Origin of the sequence: Novosphingobium sp., from assembly GCF_027531025.1 — a bacterium.
Lineage (GTDB): Bacteria > Pseudomonadota > Alphaproteobacteria > Sphingomonadales > Sphingomonadaceae > Novosphingobium.
This window is the reverse complement of record NZ_JAPZQX010000002.1, coordinates 100,639-118,480: the sequence shown is the minus strand read 5'-3', so window position 1 is coordinate 118,480 and position 17,842 is coordinate 100,639. Positions and strand designations below refer to the sequence as shown.

The 17,842-nt window shown below is 67.2% G+C and carries 20 protein-coding genes; 6 read left to right on the top strand and 14 right to left on the bottom strand.

The window, feature by feature from the left end; genetic code table 11:
* Together O9281_RS01075 and O9281_RS01070 are read left to right on the top strand one after the other, a co-directional pair.
* On the top strand, nucleotides 1-204 hold the full coding sequence (locus tag O9281_RS01075) for a hypothetical protein (RefSeq protein WP_298181885.1): 204 nt from the start codon (nucleotides 1-3) through the stop codon (nucleotides 202-204).
* A gap of 7 nt (nucleotides 205-211) precedes the next feature.
* On the top strand, nucleotides 212-838 hold the full coding sequence (locus O9281_RS01070) for a trimeric intracellular cation channel family protein (RefSeq protein WP_298181884.1): 627 nt from the start codon (nucleotides 212-214) through the stop codon (nucleotides 836-838).
* Here the strand turns inward: O9281_RS01070 and O9281_RS01065 are convergent.
* From O9281_RS01065 to O9281_RS01055, 3 genes are read right to left on the bottom strand one after another with little or no spacing between them, the layout of a single operon-like run.
* On the bottom strand, nucleotides 835-1,680 hold the full coding sequence (locus O9281_RS01065; RefSeq protein ID WP_298181883.1) for an alpha/beta hydrolase: 846 nt from the start codon (nucleotides 1,678-1,680) through the stop codon (nucleotides 835-837). The genes O9281_RS01070 and O9281_RS01065 overlap by 4 nt on opposite strands.
* A 56-nt stretch (nucleotides 1,681-1,736) precedes the next feature.
* The gene (locus tag O9281_RS01060; protein ID WP_298181881.1) at nucleotides 1,737-1,901 is read right to left on the bottom strand and encodes a rubredoxin; all 165 of its coding nucleotides are present in this window, start codon (nucleotides 1,899-1,901) and stop codon (nucleotides 1,737-1,739) included.
* Nucleotide 1,902: 1 nt separating this feature from the next.
* Nucleotides 1,903-3,174 carry a cytochrome P450 gene (locus tag O9281_RS01055; protein ID WP_298181880.1) on the bottom strand — a complete coding sequence of 424 codons (1,272 nt, stop codon included), beginning with the start codon at nucleotides 3,172-3,174 and terminating at the stop codon, nucleotides 1,903-1,905.
* A gap of 170 nt (nucleotides 3,175-3,344) precedes the next feature.
* Between O9281_RS01055 and O9281_RS01050 the strand changes: the two genes are divergently transcribed.
* Nucleotides 3,345-4,658: an amidohydrolase family protein gene (locus tag O9281_RS01050; protein ID WP_298181879.1), complete on the top strand. Its 1,314-nt coding sequence runs from the start codon at nucleotides 3,345-3,347 to the stop codon at nucleotides 4,656-4,658.
* Nucleotides 4,659-4,804: 146 nt separating this feature from the next.
* The gene (locus tag O9281_RS01045; RefSeq protein ID WP_298181878.1) at nucleotides 4,805-6,778 is read left to right on the top strand and encodes an alpha/beta fold hydrolase; all 1,974 of its coding nucleotides are present in this window, start codon (nucleotides 4,805-4,807) and stop codon (nucleotides 6,776-6,778) included.
* A gap of 19 nt (nucleotides 6,779-6,797) precedes the next feature.
* On the opposite strand, the gene O9281_RS01040 is transcribed toward O9281_RS01045, so the two are convergent.
* Genes O9281_RS01040 through O9281_RS01025 form a run of 4 tightly spaced genes read right to left on the bottom strand, consistent with a single transcriptional unit; the run spans nucleotide 6,798 to nucleotide 10,112 of the window.
* Nucleotides 6,798-7,583: a LysR family transcriptional regulator gene (locus O9281_RS01040; protein ID WP_298181876.1), complete on the bottom strand. Its 786-nt coding sequence runs from the start codon at nucleotides 7,581-7,583 to the stop codon at nucleotides 6,798-6,800.
* Between the two features lie 10 nt (nucleotides 7,584-7,593).
* Nucleotides 7,594-7,992 (bottom strand): Co2+/Mg2+ efflux protein ApaG, encoded by a 399-nt coding sequence (gene apaG / locus O9281_RS01035; protein ID WP_298181875.1) that lies wholly within the window; start codon nucleotides 7,990-7,992, stop codon nucleotides 7,594-7,596.
* A 38-nt stretch (nucleotides 7,993-8,030) separates the two neighbouring features.
* Nucleotides 8,031-8,903 (bottom strand): DMT family transporter, encoded by an 873-nt coding sequence (locus O9281_RS01030; protein WP_298181873.1) that lies wholly within the window; start codon nucleotides 8,901-8,903, stop codon nucleotides 8,031-8,033.
* Between the two features lie 3 nt (nucleotides 8,904-8,906).
* Complete coding sequence (locus O9281_RS01025; protein ID WP_298181871.1) at nucleotides 8,907-10,112, bottom strand: aminotransferase class I/II-fold pyridoxal phosphate-dependent enzyme; 1,206 nt, start codon at nucleotides 10,110-10,112, stop codon at nucleotides 8,907-8,909.
* A gap of 90 nt (nucleotides 10,113-10,202) precedes the next feature.
* Between O9281_RS01025 and O9281_RS01020 the strand changes: the two genes are divergently transcribed.
* Entirely contained in the window at nucleotides 10,203-11,489 is a 1,287-nt protein-coding gene (locus O9281_RS01020; RefSeq protein ID WP_298181869.1) for a phospholipid carrier-dependent glycosyltransferase, read from the top strand.
* Between the two features lie 21 nt (nucleotides 11,490-11,510).
* Here O9281_RS01020 and O9281_RS01015 read toward each other — a convergent pair whose 3' ends face one another.
* The 6 genes from O9281_RS01015 to O9281_RS00990 form a co-directional block, all read right to left on the bottom strand.
* Complete coding sequence (locus tag O9281_RS01015; protein WP_298181867.1) at nucleotides 11,511-12,653, bottom strand: glycosyltransferase family 2 protein; 1,143 nt, start codon at nucleotides 12,651-12,653, stop codon at nucleotides 11,511-11,513.
* Between the two features lies 1 nt (nucleotide 12,654).
* Nucleotides 12,655-13,698 carry a 3-isopropylmalate dehydrogenase gene (gene leuB / locus O9281_RS01010; RefSeq protein ID WP_298181866.1) on the bottom strand — a complete coding sequence of 348 codons (1,044 nt, stop codon included), beginning with the start codon at nucleotides 13,696-13,698 and terminating at the stop codon, nucleotides 12,655-12,657.
* 13 nt (nucleotides 13,699-13,711) lie between these two features.
* On the bottom strand, nucleotides 13,712-14,311 hold the full coding sequence (locus O9281_RS01005; protein WP_298181865.1) for a recombination protein O N-terminal domain-containing protein: 600 nt from the start codon (nucleotides 14,309-14,311) through the stop codon (nucleotides 13,712-13,714).
* Nucleotides 14,312-14,367: 56 nt separating this feature from the next.
* On the bottom strand, nucleotides 14,368-14,628 hold the full coding sequence (locus tag O9281_RS01000) for an accessory factor UbiK family protein (protein WP_298181863.1): 261 nt from the start codon (nucleotides 14,626-14,628) through the stop codon (nucleotides 14,368-14,370).
* A gap of 38 nt (nucleotides 14,629-14,666) precedes the next feature.
* Nucleotides 14,667-15,221, bottom strand: coding sequence for a TspO/MBR family protein (locus tag O9281_RS00995; protein WP_298181861.1), 555 nt, complete (start codon nucleotides 15,219-15,221; stop codon nucleotides 14,667-14,669).
* 66 nt (nucleotides 15,222-15,287) lie between these two features.
* The gene (locus tag O9281_RS00990) at nucleotides 15,288-16,073 is read right to left on the bottom strand and encodes a TlyA family RNA methyltransferase (RefSeq protein ID WP_298181859.1); all 786 of its coding nucleotides are present in this window, start codon (nucleotides 16,071-16,073) and stop codon (nucleotides 15,288-15,290) included.
* Nucleotides 16,074-16,120: 47 nt separating this feature from the next.
* On the opposite strand from O9281_RS00990, the gene O9281_RS00985 reads away from it, so the two are divergent.
* Nucleotides 16,121-16,666 carry a hypothetical protein gene (locus O9281_RS00985; RefSeq protein WP_298181857.1) on the top strand — a complete coding sequence of 182 codons (546 nt, stop codon included), beginning with the start codon at nucleotides 16,121-16,123 and terminating at the stop codon, nucleotides 16,664-16,666.
* A 415-nt stretch (nucleotides 16,667-17,081) separates the two neighbouring features.
* Here the strand turns inward: O9281_RS00985 and O9281_RS00980 are convergent, their stop codons facing one another.
* On the bottom strand, nucleotides 17,082-17,726 hold the full coding sequence (locus tag O9281_RS00980) for a hypothetical protein (protein WP_298181855.1): 645 nt from the start codon (nucleotides 17,724-17,726) through the stop codon (nucleotides 17,082-17,084).
* Between the last annotated feature and the right edge of the window lie 116 nt (nucleotides 17,727-17,842).

The window sequence follows — 17,842 nt, the reverse complement described above, 5'->3', positions numbered from 1 at the left end:
ATGTCCAAGGCCCACACCGTCAAGCTGACGAGCGACGAGATCGAAATGCTGGTCGATGCGCTGGAAGCCGACATGGAAGGCTATGTCGAAGCCGCCAAGGAGGCCCGCGCCAACAACAAGCGGGATGACGTAGCGATGTTCACCGAAGCGGCAACGCGGATCCAGGCGCTGCTTTCACGCCTGCAGGAACTTGTAGAGGACTGAGCGAGCCATGCCGGGCGAGGCGATCCCCACCCTGCCCCCGCTGCTTGATCTGCTGGGCATCGCGGTCTTCGCGCTGTCCGGTGCCTTGCTGGCGGCCCGGCTGCGGCAGACTTTCGTTACGCTCGCGTTCTTCGCGCTGGTCACCGGGGTTGGCGGCGGCACGGTGCGCGACTTGCTGATCGGCGCGCCGGTGTTCTGGGTGCGCGATCCCTGGGTGGCGCCGGTCTGCCTGGGCATTGCCCTCCTCGCCTGGTTCACCCCGCGGCGCTGGTGGGAAGGGCAATTGCTGGAATGGGCCGATGCGGCGGGGCTGGCGGTCTATGCTGTGCTCGGCACCGCCAAGGCGCTGGCCTGGGGCCTGCCGCCGGTCCCGGCGGTGCTGATGGGCGTGATTACCGGCTGCGTCGGCGGGATCATCCGCGACGTGCTGGCCGGCCGGCCCTCGATCCTGATGCGGCCCGAACTTTACGTGACCGCCGCAGCCCTCGCCGCCAGCCTCTGCGCACTGGGCGAGATGCTGGCCCTGCCGCGCGAACTGGCCTGGACCGGCGCGGCGCTGGCGGGCTTTGGCCTGCGCGGCTGGGCGATCCGGTTCGGCCTCGCCCTGCCCGCCTATGGGTGGGACAAGTCCTAGCGCGGGGGCATTACCCGGCTGAGGAATTCGATCACGGCGCCGTTGAACTCGTCGTTCTTGTCCCCCGCGACCATGTGACCGGCTCCGCGGATGTCGGCGATCTCCAGCGCGGGGATGCGGCGGCGCAGGTCGTCGACGCCATCGTCATCGACAATGTCGCTCTTCATGCCGCGCACCAGCAGGGTCGGCACCCGGTCGGTCCAGTCGGCCGCATCCATCATCTTGAGCAGGAACCGCGGATCGCCGCGCGGCGATTGCATCCAGCTGGGGTCCCAGTGCCAGCGCCAGCGCCCGTCATCGCCCTGCCGCAGGTTCTTTTTCAGGCCAGAGAGGTCCTTGGGCCGAGGGCGTTCGGGGTAATAGGCGCTGATCGCGTCGGCGGCCTCCTCAAGGCTGGCAAAGCCGTTGGGATTGGCGGTCATGAAGCTGGTGATCCGGGCGACGCCCTTCTGGCTCATCTTGGGGACGATATCGACCAGCACCAGCGCCGCCGGATCGAGCCCGCGCGACGCGGCGACCATTGCCGTGATCCCGCCCAGCGAGGCCCCGACCAGCGCGTAGGGTCGACTACCCTGCGCCGCCACCGCCGCCAGGTCGTCGGCCCGGGCTTCCAGGCTGTAATCCCCGTCGGTCGACCAGTCGCTGTCACCATGGCCGCGCAGGTCGTAATTGATCGCGAAGTAGCCGGCAGCGGCCAGCTGCTGTTCGGCCTTGTCCCACGAATGGCGGGTCTGCCCGCCGCCGTGGCCCAGGATCACGGTTGGCGCGCCGCGCGGCCCGGCGATATCGGCGGCGAGGGTCAGGCCCCCGGCGATCGGAATGCGAATGGTTTCCCCCGTCATGGCCAAGGGGATGCCCGCGCCACGCGACCGGGTCAATTGGCAATTTAACCGAGCGATTAATAATCCATCAGCTCGAAGTCCTGCTTCTCGGTCCCGCAGTCCGGACAGTACCAGTCCTCCGGGATATCCTCGAACCGGGTGCCCGGCGCGATGCCCTCGTCCGGCAGGCCCAGCGCCTCGTCATAAATGAAGCCACAATTGCGGCAGCGCCACTTGCGCATCTCAGTTCACCGTGAAGCGGATCGGTACGTGCTTGGGGCCGCAGACGAAGTTGGAGATCGTCCGCTCGCCCGCGCCGTTCATTTCAACCGACTTCAGCCGCTTGAACAGCTCCTCCCACAGGATCCGCATTTCCATCCGCGCCAAGTGCTGGCCCAGGCAGACATGGACGCCATAGCCAAAGGCGATCTGCGGGTTCTGCTCGCGGTCGATCCGGAATTCGAAGGGATCGGCCCAGACGGTCTCGTCGCGGTTGGCGGATTGATAGGACAGCATCAGCCAGTCCCCGGCCCTGATCTGCCGCCCATCGATCTCGCAATCTTCCACCGCGCTTCGCATGAAGTGCTTCACCGGCACTTCCCAGCGGATCGATTCCTCGACGAAGGCGTTGATCCGGTCGGGGCTGTCCTGCATCGCCTTCAGCAGTTCGGGCCGCTCGGCCAGCGCCCACATCGCGCCCGCCGTGGTGTTGCTGGTGGTATCGTGCCCGGCCGTGGCGGCGATGATGTAATAGCCCATCAACTGCCGGTGGTTGAGGTATTCGTCCCCGATCTTCGCATTGGCGATCAGGCTGTTGATCGCCCCGGTCGGCTGGGCGCGGAACTTCTTCGTCACTTCGGCGAAGTAGTTTTCCAGCTCCATCGTCGTTTCCCAGAGCGACTTCAGCATCTCGTCCGGTGAGAGTTCGGCCCGCCGCCGGTTGAGCTCCGGATCGGCATTGTTGAACAGTTCCTGGGTCAGCTTGAGCATGAAGGGCTCGTCCTCCTGCGGCACACCCAGCACGGTCATGATCACCCGCAGCGGATAGAGGAAGGCCACGTCGGCGGCGAAATCGCACTGGCCATCGAAGGCCAGCATGTGATCGACGAATTCGCGGGCGATGGCGCGGATCTGGTCCTCCAGTGGCTTGATCGCGCGCGGGGTGACATGAGGAAAGACCACGCTGCGCAGCGCCTTGTGCTCGTCCCCATCGACCGAGACGAGGCTGCGGATCAGGTTCGGCTCGCCCCCGGTCAGCATCTTCACCCGTTCCTGCCCGTCGCGCGGGGACAGGAAGGTGGACTTGTCGCCGTTGTGAAAGATGTTCGGCTGGCGCTCGATTTCCTTGATGTCGGCATGGCGCGTGACCACCCAGAACGGATCGAATTCTTCAAGCACCGCCTGATCGAGCGGGGCTTCGGCGCGCAGCCGGGCAAAGGCGGCATCGGCCAGTTCGCGCTTGGCATAGGACTTGGGATCGATGATCGTGCGGGCCAGGTCTTCGGCGATGGTCAAGGCGGCTCTCCCCTCTATCACGGCAGTCGAGGCTGACTGGCAGGATCGGCCGGGACAGTCTTTGCCCTCGATCAAAATACTTACACCGATGTCAGCTAGATCATGGCGATTGCAGTGGTCGGCACCGAACGCTAGGCCCCGGGCAACTTGCCATTCGGGGAGAGCAATCCGTGTCCGTCCGCACCCTTTATCTGGCCGCACTGGCGGCTGGCACCGCCCTCGTCGCCCTGCCCGCAGCGGCGCAGACGGGCGAGAGTGCCCAGACCTTCATTCACGCCGGGACCCTGATCGCCGTGCCCGGCCAGGCCCCGCGCGGGCCTTCGACCATTGTCGTGGCGGATGGCCGGATCGTGGCGGTGCAGGACGGCTTTGTCACCGCCCCCGCGGGTGCTGTGACGATCGACCTCAAGGACAAGACCGTGCTGCCGGGCCTGATCGACAGCCACACCCACCTCGACAGCGACCGGGCCGGCAATGAAGGCCTGCTTTCCCAGTTCACCGAGAACACCTCGCTCCACGCCCTTGAGACCTATTGGAACGGGATGAAGACCCTGCGTGCCGGCTTCACCACCGTACGCAACCTCGGCGATAGCGAAGGCAAGGTGCTGGCGCTCAAAGAAGCGATCAGGCGCGGTTGGGTCCGGGGCCCGCGGATCATCGATGCCGGGGCGTCGATTTCCACCACCGGTGGTCATATGGACGAGCGCGTCGGCCTGGCTGACGAGGTCCACGGCCTGGTCAACACCGAAAACCTTTGCGACGGGCCCGACGATTGCCGCCGCGCCGTGCGGCGCCAGATCGGCCGGGGCGCCGATGTGATCAAATTTGCCACCACCGGCGGGGTCAATTCGGGCACGGGCCTGGCCACCCGCATGGTTGACGAGGAAGCCAGGGCCCTGGTTGAAACCGCCCATGCCTATGGGCGCAAGGTGGCGGTCCATGCCCACGGGCTGGAGGGGATCAAGCTGGCGGTCCGCGCCGGGGCGGATTCGATCGAACACGGCACCACCATCGACGAGGAAACCGCGAAGATGATGGCCAAGGCCGGGACTTACTACGTGCCGACCCTCAGCACCGTGAACGGTTACATCGAGCGGCTGGCCGCCAATCCCGATGCCTATTCCCCGGCCGTGCGCAAGCAGATCGACTGGCGCATCGGCATCACCGGCAAGAGCCTGCAGATCGCCTATCCGCTGGGGGTGAAGATCGCCTATGGCACCGACGCCGGGGTTTCAAAGCACGGCCGCAATGCCGATGAGTTCGAACTGCTGGTCAAGTTCGGCATGCCCCCGGCCGAGGCGATCAAGGCCGCCACGGTCAATGCCGCAGCGCTGCTGGGCGTCGACAAGGAAACCGGCACGATCGAAGCGGGCAAGGCCGCCGACATCGTCGCGGTCAGCGGCAATCCGCTGGCCGACGTGAAGGTGCTGAAAGCGATGAAGTTCGTCATGGCGCGCGGCCAGGTGGTGGTGGCGCCGCAGTAACCGGGCGGCGGATCGCAATTTAGCGGCAATTAGCACCGGGACCTTCCGGGAACCTTGCAAACGGCTTGGATTTCAATAGCCTCTGCGATCGATAATTGTTCGGCGGGGGTATGCCAATGAAGTGCTCGGGGGGCTTGGGAAGGATTTTGGCGCTGTCGCTGGTGGCAGCGGCGGCAGTTGGCATGGTCCAGCCCGCGCTGGCCCAATCCCCGGCGGCGGCGCCCGTCGTTCCGGCACCGGCCCAGGCCGAAGCCCGCCCCGCGACGATCCCCGTTGCCGCGCTGACCAAGTCCACCGGGATCAGCGACCTCAAGCTATCCCCGGATGGCAAGTGGATCGCCTTCCGCTCGACCTCCAAGGACGGCCTGGTCCTGGCCGTGCTCGATGTCGATACGCGCCAGCTGGCGCACAAGATCAACCTGCCGAAGAAAAGCGAGCTGGAATGGTATCGCTGGGCCGGTTCGGGCAAGCTGCTGATCTCGTTCTCGGCCGAGACGGTGTTCTTTGGCGAGGATGCCCGAATTTCGCGCCTGTTCCACTATGACCTCGCCACGCGGGCCATGCCCTTCGTCGGCAAGCCCGAGATGGGGCTGGATGGGGACGACGTGCTCTATGTCGACCCGGCGGGCGAATTCGTGCTGCTGGCGATGCAGCGGACGATCTACGATTATCCGTCGGTCTGGCGGTTCCAGCTATCCGACAAGCCTGAGCGCGGCGCCAGCGAGGTGCAGCGCGCCACCCAGGGGATCTGGGAATGGTATGCCGACGATGCCGGTGCGGTGCGGATGGGCATGGCCTTCCTGTCGGGCGGCAAGGTGCGGGTGCTCTATCGCAGCAAGCCCGGCGATCCGTTGCGCGAGATTGCCAAGATCACCGAGGACAATTTCGACGACACCATCTGGGATGTGCTGCGCATCACCCAGGGATCGGACGAAGGGCTGGTGCTGAAGCCGGGGCCGGACGGCTGGATGGCGGTGCGCAAGTTCAACTATGCCACCCGCGAGGTCGGCGAAGTGGTGTTCTCGGTTCCCGGCTGGGATGTCGACGAGGCCACGGTCGACGACAAGGGGCAACTCATTGCCGCCTTTCATACCGACGATCGTGACCGGGTGACCTGGTTCGACCCCAAGATGAAGGCGCTCTACGCCCGGCTGGGCAAGGCACTGGCCGGGCAGCAGGTGTGGGTCACTTCGCGCGCCAAGGACGACTCGCGGATGCTGGTCTGGGCCGGCAGCGAATCCAACCCGGGCCAGACCTTCCTTTACGATGCCGCCAAACGGACGATGGACGGGTTCGACACGGCCCTGCCGGATCTAGATGCGGCGCTGACCGTCGCCCCGAAGCCGGTCAGCTATACCACCCGCGACAAGCACACCATCTTTGCCTACCTGACCCTGCCGCGCGGCCGCCAGCCCAAGGGCCTGCCGCTGATCATCATGCCGCACGGCGGCCCCTACGGCGTGCGCGACAAGCTGGAATTCGACAGCCTGGTCCAGTTGCTGGCCAATCGCGGCTATGCCGTGCTCCAGCCCAATTACCGGGGCTCGGGCGGCTATGGCAAAGCCTTCTCGGAGCTGGGCGCGGGCCAGATCGGCCGGGCCATGCAGGATGACCTCGACGATGCGATGGACTGGGCCGTGGCCCAGGGGATCGCCGATCCGAAGCGGGTCTGCATGGCTGGCGCCAGTTATGGCGGCTATGCGGCACTGTGGGCGGTGATCCGCAACCCTGAGCGCTATCGCTGCGCGGTCAGCTTTGCCGGGGTGACCGACTGGAAGCGCCAGCTGAAGTACGATGCCAACTTCTTCACCCGCAAGGGGGCCAAGAAATGGATGGCCCGCGTGCAGGGCGAGGATCCGAACTTCAGCCTCGACCTCGTCTCACCCGTGCCGCAGATCGCGCGGCTGACCCGGCCGGTCCTCCTCTCGCATGGCGATGAAGACACCAACGTGCCGTTCAAGCAGTTCACCCTGCTGCGCGATGCCGCGGCCAAGGCAGGCAAGCCGATCGAGACGATGGTCTTTGCCGGCGAAGGTCACGGGTTCGACAAGGACGAGAACCAGGCACGCTGGTACGCGGCGATCGAGGCGTTCCTGGCAAAGCATAACCCGGCCGATTGAGGCGGCCGGCTGGGCCGGGTCAGGCAGTCAGGAAGGCGACCAGCGCCTTGACCTTCTTCTGCCGCCACTGCGGCAGCGGGGCGACCAGCCAGTAACCGTGGCGGCCGGGCACGAAGTCACCCAGCTCGGCAATCCGGCCGTTATCGCGCCACGATTGCGCCAATAGCGCGGGCACGCGGGCCTGGCCCATCCCGGCGGCGGCGGCGGCAATCGCCTGGCCGGCATCGCCAACGCTGAGCGGCGGGCTTTCGCAATCGTCGCCTTCGGGGCTGGCATCGCCCGGCCAGGCAATCCAGCAGCCCGAGCCGACCGTCACCCGGCCCGGTTCGCCCAGGGCCACGCCTTCCAGCTCGCCCGGCCCTTCGGCCCAGCGCACCGCGAGGTCGAGATTGGCCTCGGTGAAATCGGCTTCCTCGTTCGCGACCAGCGAGAAGCGCACTTCGGGATTGGCCGCGCGGAACGCGGCAAGGCGCGGGGCCAGCCAGGCAGCAAAGAACTCGCGCGGGGCGGCGATGGTATAGACGTGGCTTGATTGCCCGGCCTGCATGGCGCGGACCGCATCCTCGAAATGGAGGAACCCGGTGCGCAGCGATTCGAGACCGGCTGTCGCCTCGTCGGTCAGCTCGAGCCCCTTGGGCGTGCGGCGGAACAGCACTACGCCCAGCAAGTCTTCCAGCGCGCGGATCTGCTGGCCGACGGCGGCGGGGGTAACGGCCAGCTCATCCGCCGCGCGGGTGAACGACAGATGCCGGGCAGCGGCATCGAACACGCGCAGGGCGTTGAGCGGCAGATGGGTGCGCTTCATGCTCCCGCGCCTAGCCCGCCGTGGCCGGGGCCGCCAGCGGGAAGAACGGGATCGCCGCTTCCATCAGCGAGCCATCCTCGCAGCGGAAGGTATAGAACCCTTCCATCGAGCCGTACGGGGTGCCGAGCGGGCAGCCCGAGACATAGTCATGGCTGCCGCCGGGCGGAATGATCGGCTGTTCGCCCACCACGCCTTCGCCTTCGACGAAGTTGACCATGCCCCGGCCATCGGTGATCTGCCAGTGCCGGGTCAGCAGCTGCACGGCCTGGTCGGCATGGTTCTCGATCCGGATGTGATAGACCCAGAACCACTTGCCGGCCTCCACCCGCGACTGTTCGGGCAGGAAATTCACCGTGACGCGCACGGTGATCCCGTCGGTGGTGGCGGCATGCTGGAACAGCTCTTTCATGGGGCGCAAGGTAGCGATTGACCGGCGAGGCGACAAGGTCATGACTGCGCCAGCAGTATAACCCCCGCCACCATCAGCGCGCAGCCCGCCAGCCGCGCCCGGCCCACCGGTTCGCGCAGCAGCACCATGCCCAGCAGCGCGACCAGCATCATCGACATCTCGCGCATCGGCGCCACGACGCTGAGCGGGGCGCCCTGCTGCATAGCCCAGAGCACCAGGATATATCCGAAGGGGGCCAGTACCGCGACTGTCCAGGCACTGACCCAGTGGCCCTGCATGACGGCAATGCTGCCCTGCCGGTCGCGCAGGACATGAGGGGTGAGCAGCAGCGTGCGGACCACGTTCGCCCCCCAGTCCAGCAGCACGGGCGAAAGCAGCAGCAGCTTTACCGCCGCGCCATCGACCAGGGTGTAAGTCGCGATCAGGCTGCCGGTCAGCAGCCCCCAGCGCAAACCTGCCATGGCTCCCGGCCGGGTGAAGGTCGCCAGACGGCCATCGGTGGCGATCAGCAGGATCCCGCCGACCACCCCGGCGAGGCCGAGCAGCCGCAGCGGCCCCGGCACTTCCGCCAGCAGGACAAATGCCCCCAGCGAGGACAGCAAGGGTCCGGTCCCGCGCGCGATCGGATAGACCACCGAGAGGTCGGCCTTGCGATAGCCGGCCTGGAGCGCGTGGCTGTAGGCCAGGTGGAGGAACCCGCTGGCCACCATCGCTGCAGCCAAGATCCAGCTCCAGACAAAGCCGTCCTGCAGCACGATCCACAGCGCCCAGGGCGCGAAGACCAGCGAGGAAAGCAGCGTGGTCCAGAACAGGAAGACCCCGCCGGCATGGGCGGCGCGCTTGGCGGCCAGGTTCCAGGTGGCATGGCAGACCGCCGCTAGCACCACCAGCAGCAGCGCGGTGGTGCTCAAGCGCTAGAGCCCGACAGCCTTCAGCGCCTGGTCTAGGTCCTCGATCAGGTCATCGGGATCTTCGAGGCCGACGTTGAGCCGCAGCATCCCCTCGCTCACGCCCATTTCCTCGCGCGCCTCGGCGCTGACCGAGTAATGGGTGGTCGAGGCATTGTGACACATCAGCGAGCGGGAATCGCCGATGTTGTTGGAGATGTCGATCAGCTGCAGCGCATTCAGCAGGCCGTGGGCCTGGGCACGATCCTCGACCTCGAACGAGAAGATCGAGCCGCAGGCATCCATCTGCTTCACTGCCAGTTCGTACTGGGGATGGCTGGGCAGGCCCGGATGGTTGATCCGCCGCACCCGCTTTTCGAGGAACGCGCCGACCTTCACCGCATTCTCGCTCTGCCGCCGCACCCTGAGGTCCAGCGTCTCAAGCCCCTTCAGCACCACCCAGGCGTTGAACGGCGCGAGGTTTGGCCCCGTATTGCGCTGGAACGGCAGCAGCGCGTTGTTGATGAATTCGGCGCTGCCCGAAACCGCCCCGGCCAGCACGCGGCCCTGCCCGTCCATCAGCTTGGTGGCCGAATAGGCCACCACATCGGCGCCCCATTCGATCGGCCGCTGCAAGGCCGGCGTGGCAAAGGCATTGTCGACCACGGTGACGATCCCGTGGCGGCGGGCCAGGGCGCAGACGAATTCCAGATCGACGATGTCCATCGTCGGGTTGGCCGGGGTCTCGAAGAAGAACACCTTGGTATTGGGCCGGATCGCGGCTTCCCACTGGGCATTGTCGCGCGCGTCGATGGTGGTCGACTGGATTCCGAACCGCGGGAACAGCTGATCGACCAGCCAGCGGCACGAACCAAAGGCGGCGCGCCCGGCCACCACGTGATCGCCGTGGCTGAGCTGGCACAGCAGCGCGGCGGTCATCGCCGCCATGCCCGATGCCTGGACCCGGCAGGCCTCGGCCCCGTCCATCAGGGCGATGCGTTCTTCCAGCATGGCCACGGTCGGGTTCTGGAGCCGCGAATAGGTCATCCCCGGATCTTCGCCCCGGAACCGCGCGGCGGCGGTTTCGGCGTTGTCGTAGGAAAAGCCCGAGGTGAGGAACAGCGCTTCGCTCGTCTCCCCCTGCTCGCTGCGCCAGGTGCCGCCGCGCACGGCGCGGGTGGCAGGCCGCCACTTGGCGGTGATCGAACGGTCGGTTCCGGTGGTGCGCTTCATGATTGCGCGGCTCTAAGCGGCAGGCGGCGCGCCTGCAAGAGCCCAGCAACAGCATTGCCACACCCGCCGCGCCCCGGTAATCGGCGCTCCATGCCCGCCGCGCCGCGCTTCACGACCGAACAGGACCCGGCCGACTGGTGCGCCACCATCGCGATCCTGTTCCTGGCGCTGCTGTGGTGGCGGCTGGGCATTCCCAGCCAGATCTATTTCGACGAGGTGCACTACGTCACCGCCGCGCGGCACTATAACGAGGGCACGCGCTTCAACCCCGAACACCCATTGCTGGCCAAATCGATCCTGGCCGCCGCGATCCGCTGGCTGGGGGATGAGCCGCTGTACTGGCGCGTCCCATCGGCGCTGGCCGGGGCGATCGGGCTGTTCGCGCTGGGGCGGCTGGTCTGGTTCGTCACCGGAAAGCGGCTGGTCACGCTGGCAGCGATGTTCCTGGTCGCCTCCAACTTCCTGTGGTTCGTGATCAGCCGGATCGCCATGCTCGACATGATCATGGTGCTGTTCGGCATGATCGCCCTGTGGCTGGCGGCCAGCGCGGTGCGGCTGCCCCACCAGGGCCGCTGGCGGCTGGCGCTGGCAGGCGTGGCCATGGGGCTGGCACTGGGGGCCAAGTGGTCGATCGCGCCGCTGCTGCTGGTGCCGGGGCTGGTCTTCCTGGTCTGCAAGCTGCGCGATCATGGCTGGCGCGGGCTCTATCGCCGGACCGGCGGGGCCGTGCCGGGGATTACCCTGGCCGAGGCCGGACTGTGGCTCGGCCTGGTGCCGCTGGCAGTCTATTGGCTGACCTACTGGCAGGGCTTCTTCTGGGCGAAGAACCCGATCGACCCGTTCGATCCGCTGGGCTGGCACGCCTACATGCTGCAATTGCAGGACAGCGTGACCCGGCCCCATCCCTATCGCTCGGTCTGGTACGAATGGATCGGCAACTGGCGCGCGATCTGGTTCCTGTACCAGGATGTCGACGGGGCCTATCGCGGCATCCTGCTGATCGGCAATCCCTTCACCATGCTGGCGGGCCTTGCGGCGCTGGGCTGGTGCCTGTGGGCCGGGTTCCGGCATGGGCGCAGCGATGCGCTGGTCTTTGCCGGGTTCTATGCCTTGTCGCTGCTGTTCTGGGCGCTGTCGGGCAAGCCGGTGCAGTTCTATTACCACTACCTGCTGCCCGCCGCCTTCCTGATGGTCTGCCTGGCGCTGGCGCTCGACGCCTTGTGGCGCCGCAGGGATCGCTGGCGCTGGCTCGCCCCGGCCACACTGCTGGCCAGCCTGGCCGTGTTCATCCACTTCTACCCGATCCTCTCGGCCGGGCCGCTATGCTGCGGCCGGCCAAGTTTCGAATACTGGATGTGGCTCAGAAGCTGGCGCTGAGGCCGCAACCTGATAAGCGGCCTAGTATTTGCCCCAGACGAACTTGCTCGACAGCGCGAAGTTCCACACCGACCCCAGGATGATGCCGACGATCACGGCGATCACGTCGTGGAAGCCCATTTCCTTGAGCACGGCGGCCGAGCCGACATTGGTCAGCAGGCCCAGCGAACAGGTCAGCGCGAACTGCGCCCAGCCGCGCAGCAGCGGGCCGAAGCCGCGCAGCCGCTTGTCGGCATAGGTCAGCTCGTTGTTGAGCACGAAGTTGAAGGTCATCGCCACGATCGCGGCGACCGAGTTGGCGACGTTGAAAGTCGTGCTCTCGTCCCAGTTGCCGTAAACGAACCGCTCCCCGAAGACGAGGTGCAGCATCACCCACAGCGCGGCGAGCTGGACGAAGACCCCCAGCGCACCGACCGTGCCGAACAGGGCAAAGCGCGTCGGGATGAACCGGCCGAGCCACTTGTCGTAAAGCCCGATCAGGAATTCGAACACCACGGTGCGGTCCAGCTTGCTTTCGCCTTCCGCCCGCGCGGCGAAGTTCATCGGCAGCTCCTTGATCCGCAGCGGCGTTTCCACCGTGGCCAGGATATCGAGCAGGATCTTGAAGCCCACGCCCGACAGCTTGTGGGCATTGGCCCTGAGCGTCGCGGTGCGCAGCATGAAATAGCCGCTCATCGGGTCGGTCAGCTCGACCCCCGTCACCGAATTGGCGATGCGATTGGCAATGTTGGAGGCCTTGACCCGGTCGGGGCGCCCCCATTCCTCGGTGCTGGCCCCTTCGGCAAAGCGGCTGCCATAGGCCAGGTCATAGTCCCCGCCCTCGATCGCGGCGAGCATCTGCGGCAGCAGCGCGGGATCGTGCTGGTGGTCGGCGTCCATCACCGCCACCACCGGCGCGGCCGTGGCGCACATCCCCTCGATCGCGGCGGAGGACAGCCCGCGCCGCCCGATCCGCTGGATCACCCGCACGCGCGGATCGGTCTGGGCAATGGACCGCGCCTCGTCCGACGTGCCGTCGGGGCTGTTGTCATCGACCACGATGACTTCCCAGCCGATCCCGGCCAGCGCGGCATCGAGCCGTTCGATCATGGTGCGCAGGTTCTTGCGCTCATTGTAGGTCGGCAGGACGACGCCCAGTTGAAGGGGGCTGGGTTGCAGGGTCATGTCAGAGCCGCTCCAGCACCGCGTCGCCAATCGCCGCCGTGCCGTGGCTGCCGCCGAGGTCGCCGCCGCGAATGCCATCGGCAAGCGCCTTGGCCACCGCCGCCTCGATCCGCGCAGCCTCGGCTTCCAGCCCCAGCGAGTGGCGCAGCAGCATGGCGGCGGACAGGATCGTGGCCATCGGGTTGGCCAGCCCCTTGCCGGCGATGTCGGGAGCAGAGCCGTGGATCGGCTCGTAAAGGCCGAAGCTGCCCTCGCCCAGGCTGGCCGAGGCGAGCAGGCCGATCGAACCGACGCACATGCTGGCCTGGTCCGAGAGGATATCGCCGAACAGGTTGCCGGTGACGACGACATCGAACTGGCCCGGATTGCGGACCAGCTGCATCGCGGCATTGTCGACATACATGTGGGTGAGTTCGACCGAGGGGTATTCGCGCGCCACCTCGATCATCACGTCGCGCCAGACCTGCGAGGTTTCAAGGACATTGGCCTTGTCGACCGAGCAGAGCCGGTTCCCGCGCGTCATGGCGGCGCGGAAGGCGACGTGAGCGATCCGGCGAACCTCGTCCTCGGCATAGGACATCATGTCCCAGCCCTGGCGGCGGCCATCAGGCAGGGTGCGGATGCCCTTCTCGCCGAAATAGACATCGCCGTTGAGCTCGCGCACCAGCAGCAGGTCGATCGCTCCGGCCACTTCCGGGCGCAGGGCGGAGAAATCCTCAAGCCCCGCAAAGACCTTGGCCGGGCGCAGGTTGGCAAACAGGCCCAGTTCCTTGCGCAGGCCCAGGATCGCCTGCTCGGGCCGCAGGTGGCGTTCCAGGTTGTCGCAATCGGGATCGCCCACCGCGCCGAACAGGATCGCATCGCTGGCGCGGGCAACAGCCAGCGTTTCGGGCGGCAGCGGATGGCCGTGGCGCTTGTAGGCCACCCCGCCGACATCGGCCTCGTCCAGCTCGAGGCCCGGCAGGCCCAGCGCCTCAAGCACCCGCACGGCTTCGCGCGTCACTTCCGGTCCGATCCCGTCACCGGCGAAAACTGCAATCTTCATGGGGTCCCCAACCTCAGGCAATCCGACCCAGCCGCTCGCGCAGCATGGCGCGGGCCGCCATAACATCGCCGCGCCGATCGGCAAGCGGATAGCGCGCCACCAGCGGCCCCAGTACATCGAAGGCAGCCAGCTGCGCCGCCCAGTCGCCATCGCCGCCGCGCGGCACCTCGCCATAGCCCAGTTCGCGCAGCAGCAGCGCCTCGAAGGCGGTCATCCCCGGCAGCCAGCCCCGCGCCGAGGGGGCATGGCAAACCGCATCGAGCAGTGCAGACAGCGCCTGGTACAGCGCCGGGAACGGCTGGCGTTCCGGCAGGGCGGCGGCAGCCAGCGTGGTCGCCCAGCCGATCGCGGCGGCGGGCAGCGGCTCGCCCAGCCAGGGGCCGCGGCTGGCCACCAGTTCGACCCGCGCAGAGGGCAGCTGGCTGCCCGGCCGGGCGCGCAGTTCGGCCTCCACCAGATTGCCCGGCATCAGCACCGGGCGCAGGCTGCGCCCCCGCCCACCCGCAACATAGGCCGCGACCAGGCCATGCTCTTCGGTCAGCACGCGCAGGATCACTCCCGTTTCGCCATGCGAACGGGCGGCGCAGACAATTGCGGGGGAACGCAGGTGCATGGCGGTGGTCTAGCCGCCCGCAACCAGCTTGGGAAAGGAGGTTAAGGTAGCGGGGCCTACTTTTTCGCCTTGGCGGCGAGCGCGGCTTCGAGTGCAGCGAGCCGTTCGGCCAGCTTCTCGTTTTCTTCCCGTGCCTTGGCAGCCATATCTTTCACCGCGTCGAACTCTTCGCGGCTGACGAAATCGAGCCCGCCCATCGCCTCGCGGAAGCGCTCGCGCGCGCTTTCGCGGGCTTCGCGGCTCATGCCGGCAACGGTACCGGCGGCGCTGCCCAGCAGCTTGGCCAGATCGGCGAACAGGGGGTTCTCGCTTTGCATGGTGGCTAGATGGCCTCGCCCGGCGCAGCGTTCAAGGCCTATTCGAACGACACCGAGGTGACCGCCCCTGAAACCTCGCGCCCATCGGCATCGGGATTGGCTTCAAGGAACTGCCAGTTCAGCACCGCCGCGAACAGCACCCAGGCCAGGTACGGCACCAGCAGGGCCCCGGCCAGCGGCCGCACCCGCCAGAACAGCACCAGTGTGACCAGCACGGCAAAGTCGATCGCCAGCAGCAGGATCAGCGCCGCAGTGATCTGGTGTGCGGCGAAAAACAGCGGCGTCCAGGCCAGGTTCAGCGCCAGTTGCAGGCAGAAGGCGATGATCGCCAGGCGCCGCCCCGGCGCGCCCCGCGCGGTCACCACCATGACCAGGGCAAAGGCCATCATGACGTAAAGGATCGTCCAGACGATCCCGAAGGTCGCTGGCGGCGGATAAAGCGACGGCTTGACCAGCGAGGCGAACCACGGCGTGTTGGCCCCGCCCCCCACCGTCCCGCTGAGCGCGCCCAGCAGGACAATTCCGGGCACCAGGAACAGCGACCAGCGGATGAAGCTGGCGCGGAGCTGGGCGGGCGAAGCAAGTGCCATCATCAGAAGGTTCCGATTCGAACAGGAAAATGCCCGGCGAGGTATGGCCGCAGCCCGCCCGCTAGGCAATCACCCGGAGTGGCACCCGGAGTGGGGTGTCCCGCGATGGGCCGCGATCAGGAATTCGATATTGCCCTCGGGCCCGGTGATCGGGCTCTCAACGATCCCCTGCACGGTCCAGCCGCTGCTCTCCAGCCAGTCGCGCACCTCGGTGCAGACGCGGGCATGCAGCGCGGGATCGCGCACCACCCCGCCCTTGCCCACTTCGCCCCGGCCAACCTCGAACTGCGGCTTGATCAGGGCCACCAGCCGGCAATCGGGTGCGGCGAGATTAAGCGGCACTTCCAGGACCTTGCGCAGCGAAATGAAACTGGCATCGCAAACCACCCAGGTGCATGGCCGGTCGATCTGCGCGGGTGTCAGTACGCGGGCGCTGGTCTGTTCCTGCACGGTCACGCGCGGATCCTGGCGCAGCCGCCAGGCCAGCTGGTTGGTGCCGGAATCGACTGCGAAAACGTGGGCCGCGCCCTTTTGCAGCAGGACATCGGTGAACCCGCCGGTCGAACTGCCGATGTCCATCGCGGTCACGCCCGCTGGGTCGAGCCCGAAGTGATCGATCGCATAGGCCAACTTGATCCCGCCGCGCGAAACCCACGGGTGATCGCGTCCACGCACATCCAGCGGGGCATCGACGGGGAGCGCGTGACCGGGCTTGGCGAGCTTGGTTTCGCCGCTGAACACCAGCCCCGCCAGCACCAGCGCCTGGGCCCGGGCGCGGCTTTCCGCAAGGCCGCGCTCGACCAGCAACTGGTCAACGCGCATCTTGGGCGGCTTGGCGGATCGGGGCTGGGTCATATGGTGCGGGGCTTGTCGGCTGGCCCGCCTCATTCCATAGGGAAGCGATGAAGGCAAATTCCCTGCTGTCAGGCGCGGTCGCGGCGCTGCTGCTGGCCGGTTGCGCGGCCCGCACGCCGCCTCCGGCTCCGGCCCCGGTGGCGAGCCCCGAACCCGCTCCCGCGCCCAGCCCCGCTCCGCCGCCGCCACCGCGCCCGGCGGGGGACTGGCGCGAGGCCCCGATCACGCCCGGCACCTGGCGCTGGAGCATGGTGGATGGCCAATCGACCGCGCGATTTGCCCAGCCCGGGCTGACCCCGCTGGTCGAGCTGACCTGCCTGCGCGATCGCGGCGTCGTGCGGCTGGCCCATGCCGGTGAGGCCACGATGCCAGTGCCGCTGGTGCTGGTGACGACCTCCGGCACCTTTCCGCTGCTCAGCGATCCCGCCGCCGGCACTGCCAAGCAGGTGGCGGTGCTGATCCCGGCGCGCGATCGTTCGCTTGATGCCCTGGCCTTTTCGCGCGGCCGCTTCGCGATCGAGGTGACGGGCCTCAGCCCCAGCTACCTGCCGGCCTGGCCCGAAGTGGCGCGGGTGATCGAGGATTGCCGCTGATCCGCACGGCATTCTGCGCGGCTGTGGATTAAGCGCGAAGTCACGGATTCTGACGCAAAAAAAAACAAACGCAAGACTTGTTGTGCAGCGCGGAATGATTCACATTCCATCCCAAGGCCCATCGGGCTCGCCGATGGCCCCGGCTTCCCTGATCGGAAGTCCATGGCTCAACAGCGCGAAAGGAGGTGACCGATGTCTCATGGTTCAGCAGGGAGGTCGGTAACCCGCACAACGGAGCATTATCGCTGAGTCTGACCCAAGCGATAGAGGTTTCGTGAGCGGCGCTTCCGGCCGCTGACCATGCGAAGGGCCACCCGGTTACGCCGTGTGGCCCTTCTCATTTCTTCGCTTCGCCCTGCCCGCCCCACCCAGTTACGCCGTGCGGCCCTTCTCATTTCCGGCACCCGCAATGGCGCTATTCGGGGCTGGACCAGCCAATCGCCAGATCGGTCACGACGGGCAATGCCGCGCGCACCTTCGCCTCGGACGATTGCAGGGTAACGTCCCCCAGGATCCCGTTCTCGACCGCGCCCTTGCCCGACAGGCCAAAGCGCACCGACACCCGGCACCCGCCCGGCAGCACGCCCAGCTTGCCGCCGCGCGCATCCTGCAGATAGCCACCATAATCCCATTCGAACCCGCCAAGCTGGAACGGCTTGCCGTTGATCGCCTCGACCCTGGCCAGGCTGTCACCCAGCCGGATGCCGCCCACGCTCCAGTGACGCGCACCATCGCCCAGCAGGACGCCGGCTGGCTTGGTCATCTGCTCGTCCCAGAAGGTCACTTCCAGCCGGCGGCGCGGATCGCGCGCCCAGAGCACGACGGCCTTGACCGTGGTGCCTTCCGGTCCGGCAATGCTGGTGACAACCGCCGCCCGGCCAAACCGCCGTTTCAGGCTGGCGGCGCTATCACGCTGACTGACCGGCAGCGAACAGGTCAGCGGCTGCGCGACGGGCGCACCGGCCACAGCAGGTTTCGCGGCAGCGGCTTTCGAAGCGGCGGCAAGCGGCGCGGCCAAGAGCGCCAGGGTCAGCGTGGGGAGCCATCTCGGCACGGTCATTTTCCAATCCGTCTCTTGTCTCGAACGCCCCCGAGGCCTGCGTCAATACACGGGCATCCCCTTGGCCCGAACAGGAAATCCGCCTAAGCCGAAAGGAGATCGAGCCCTTCGAACGA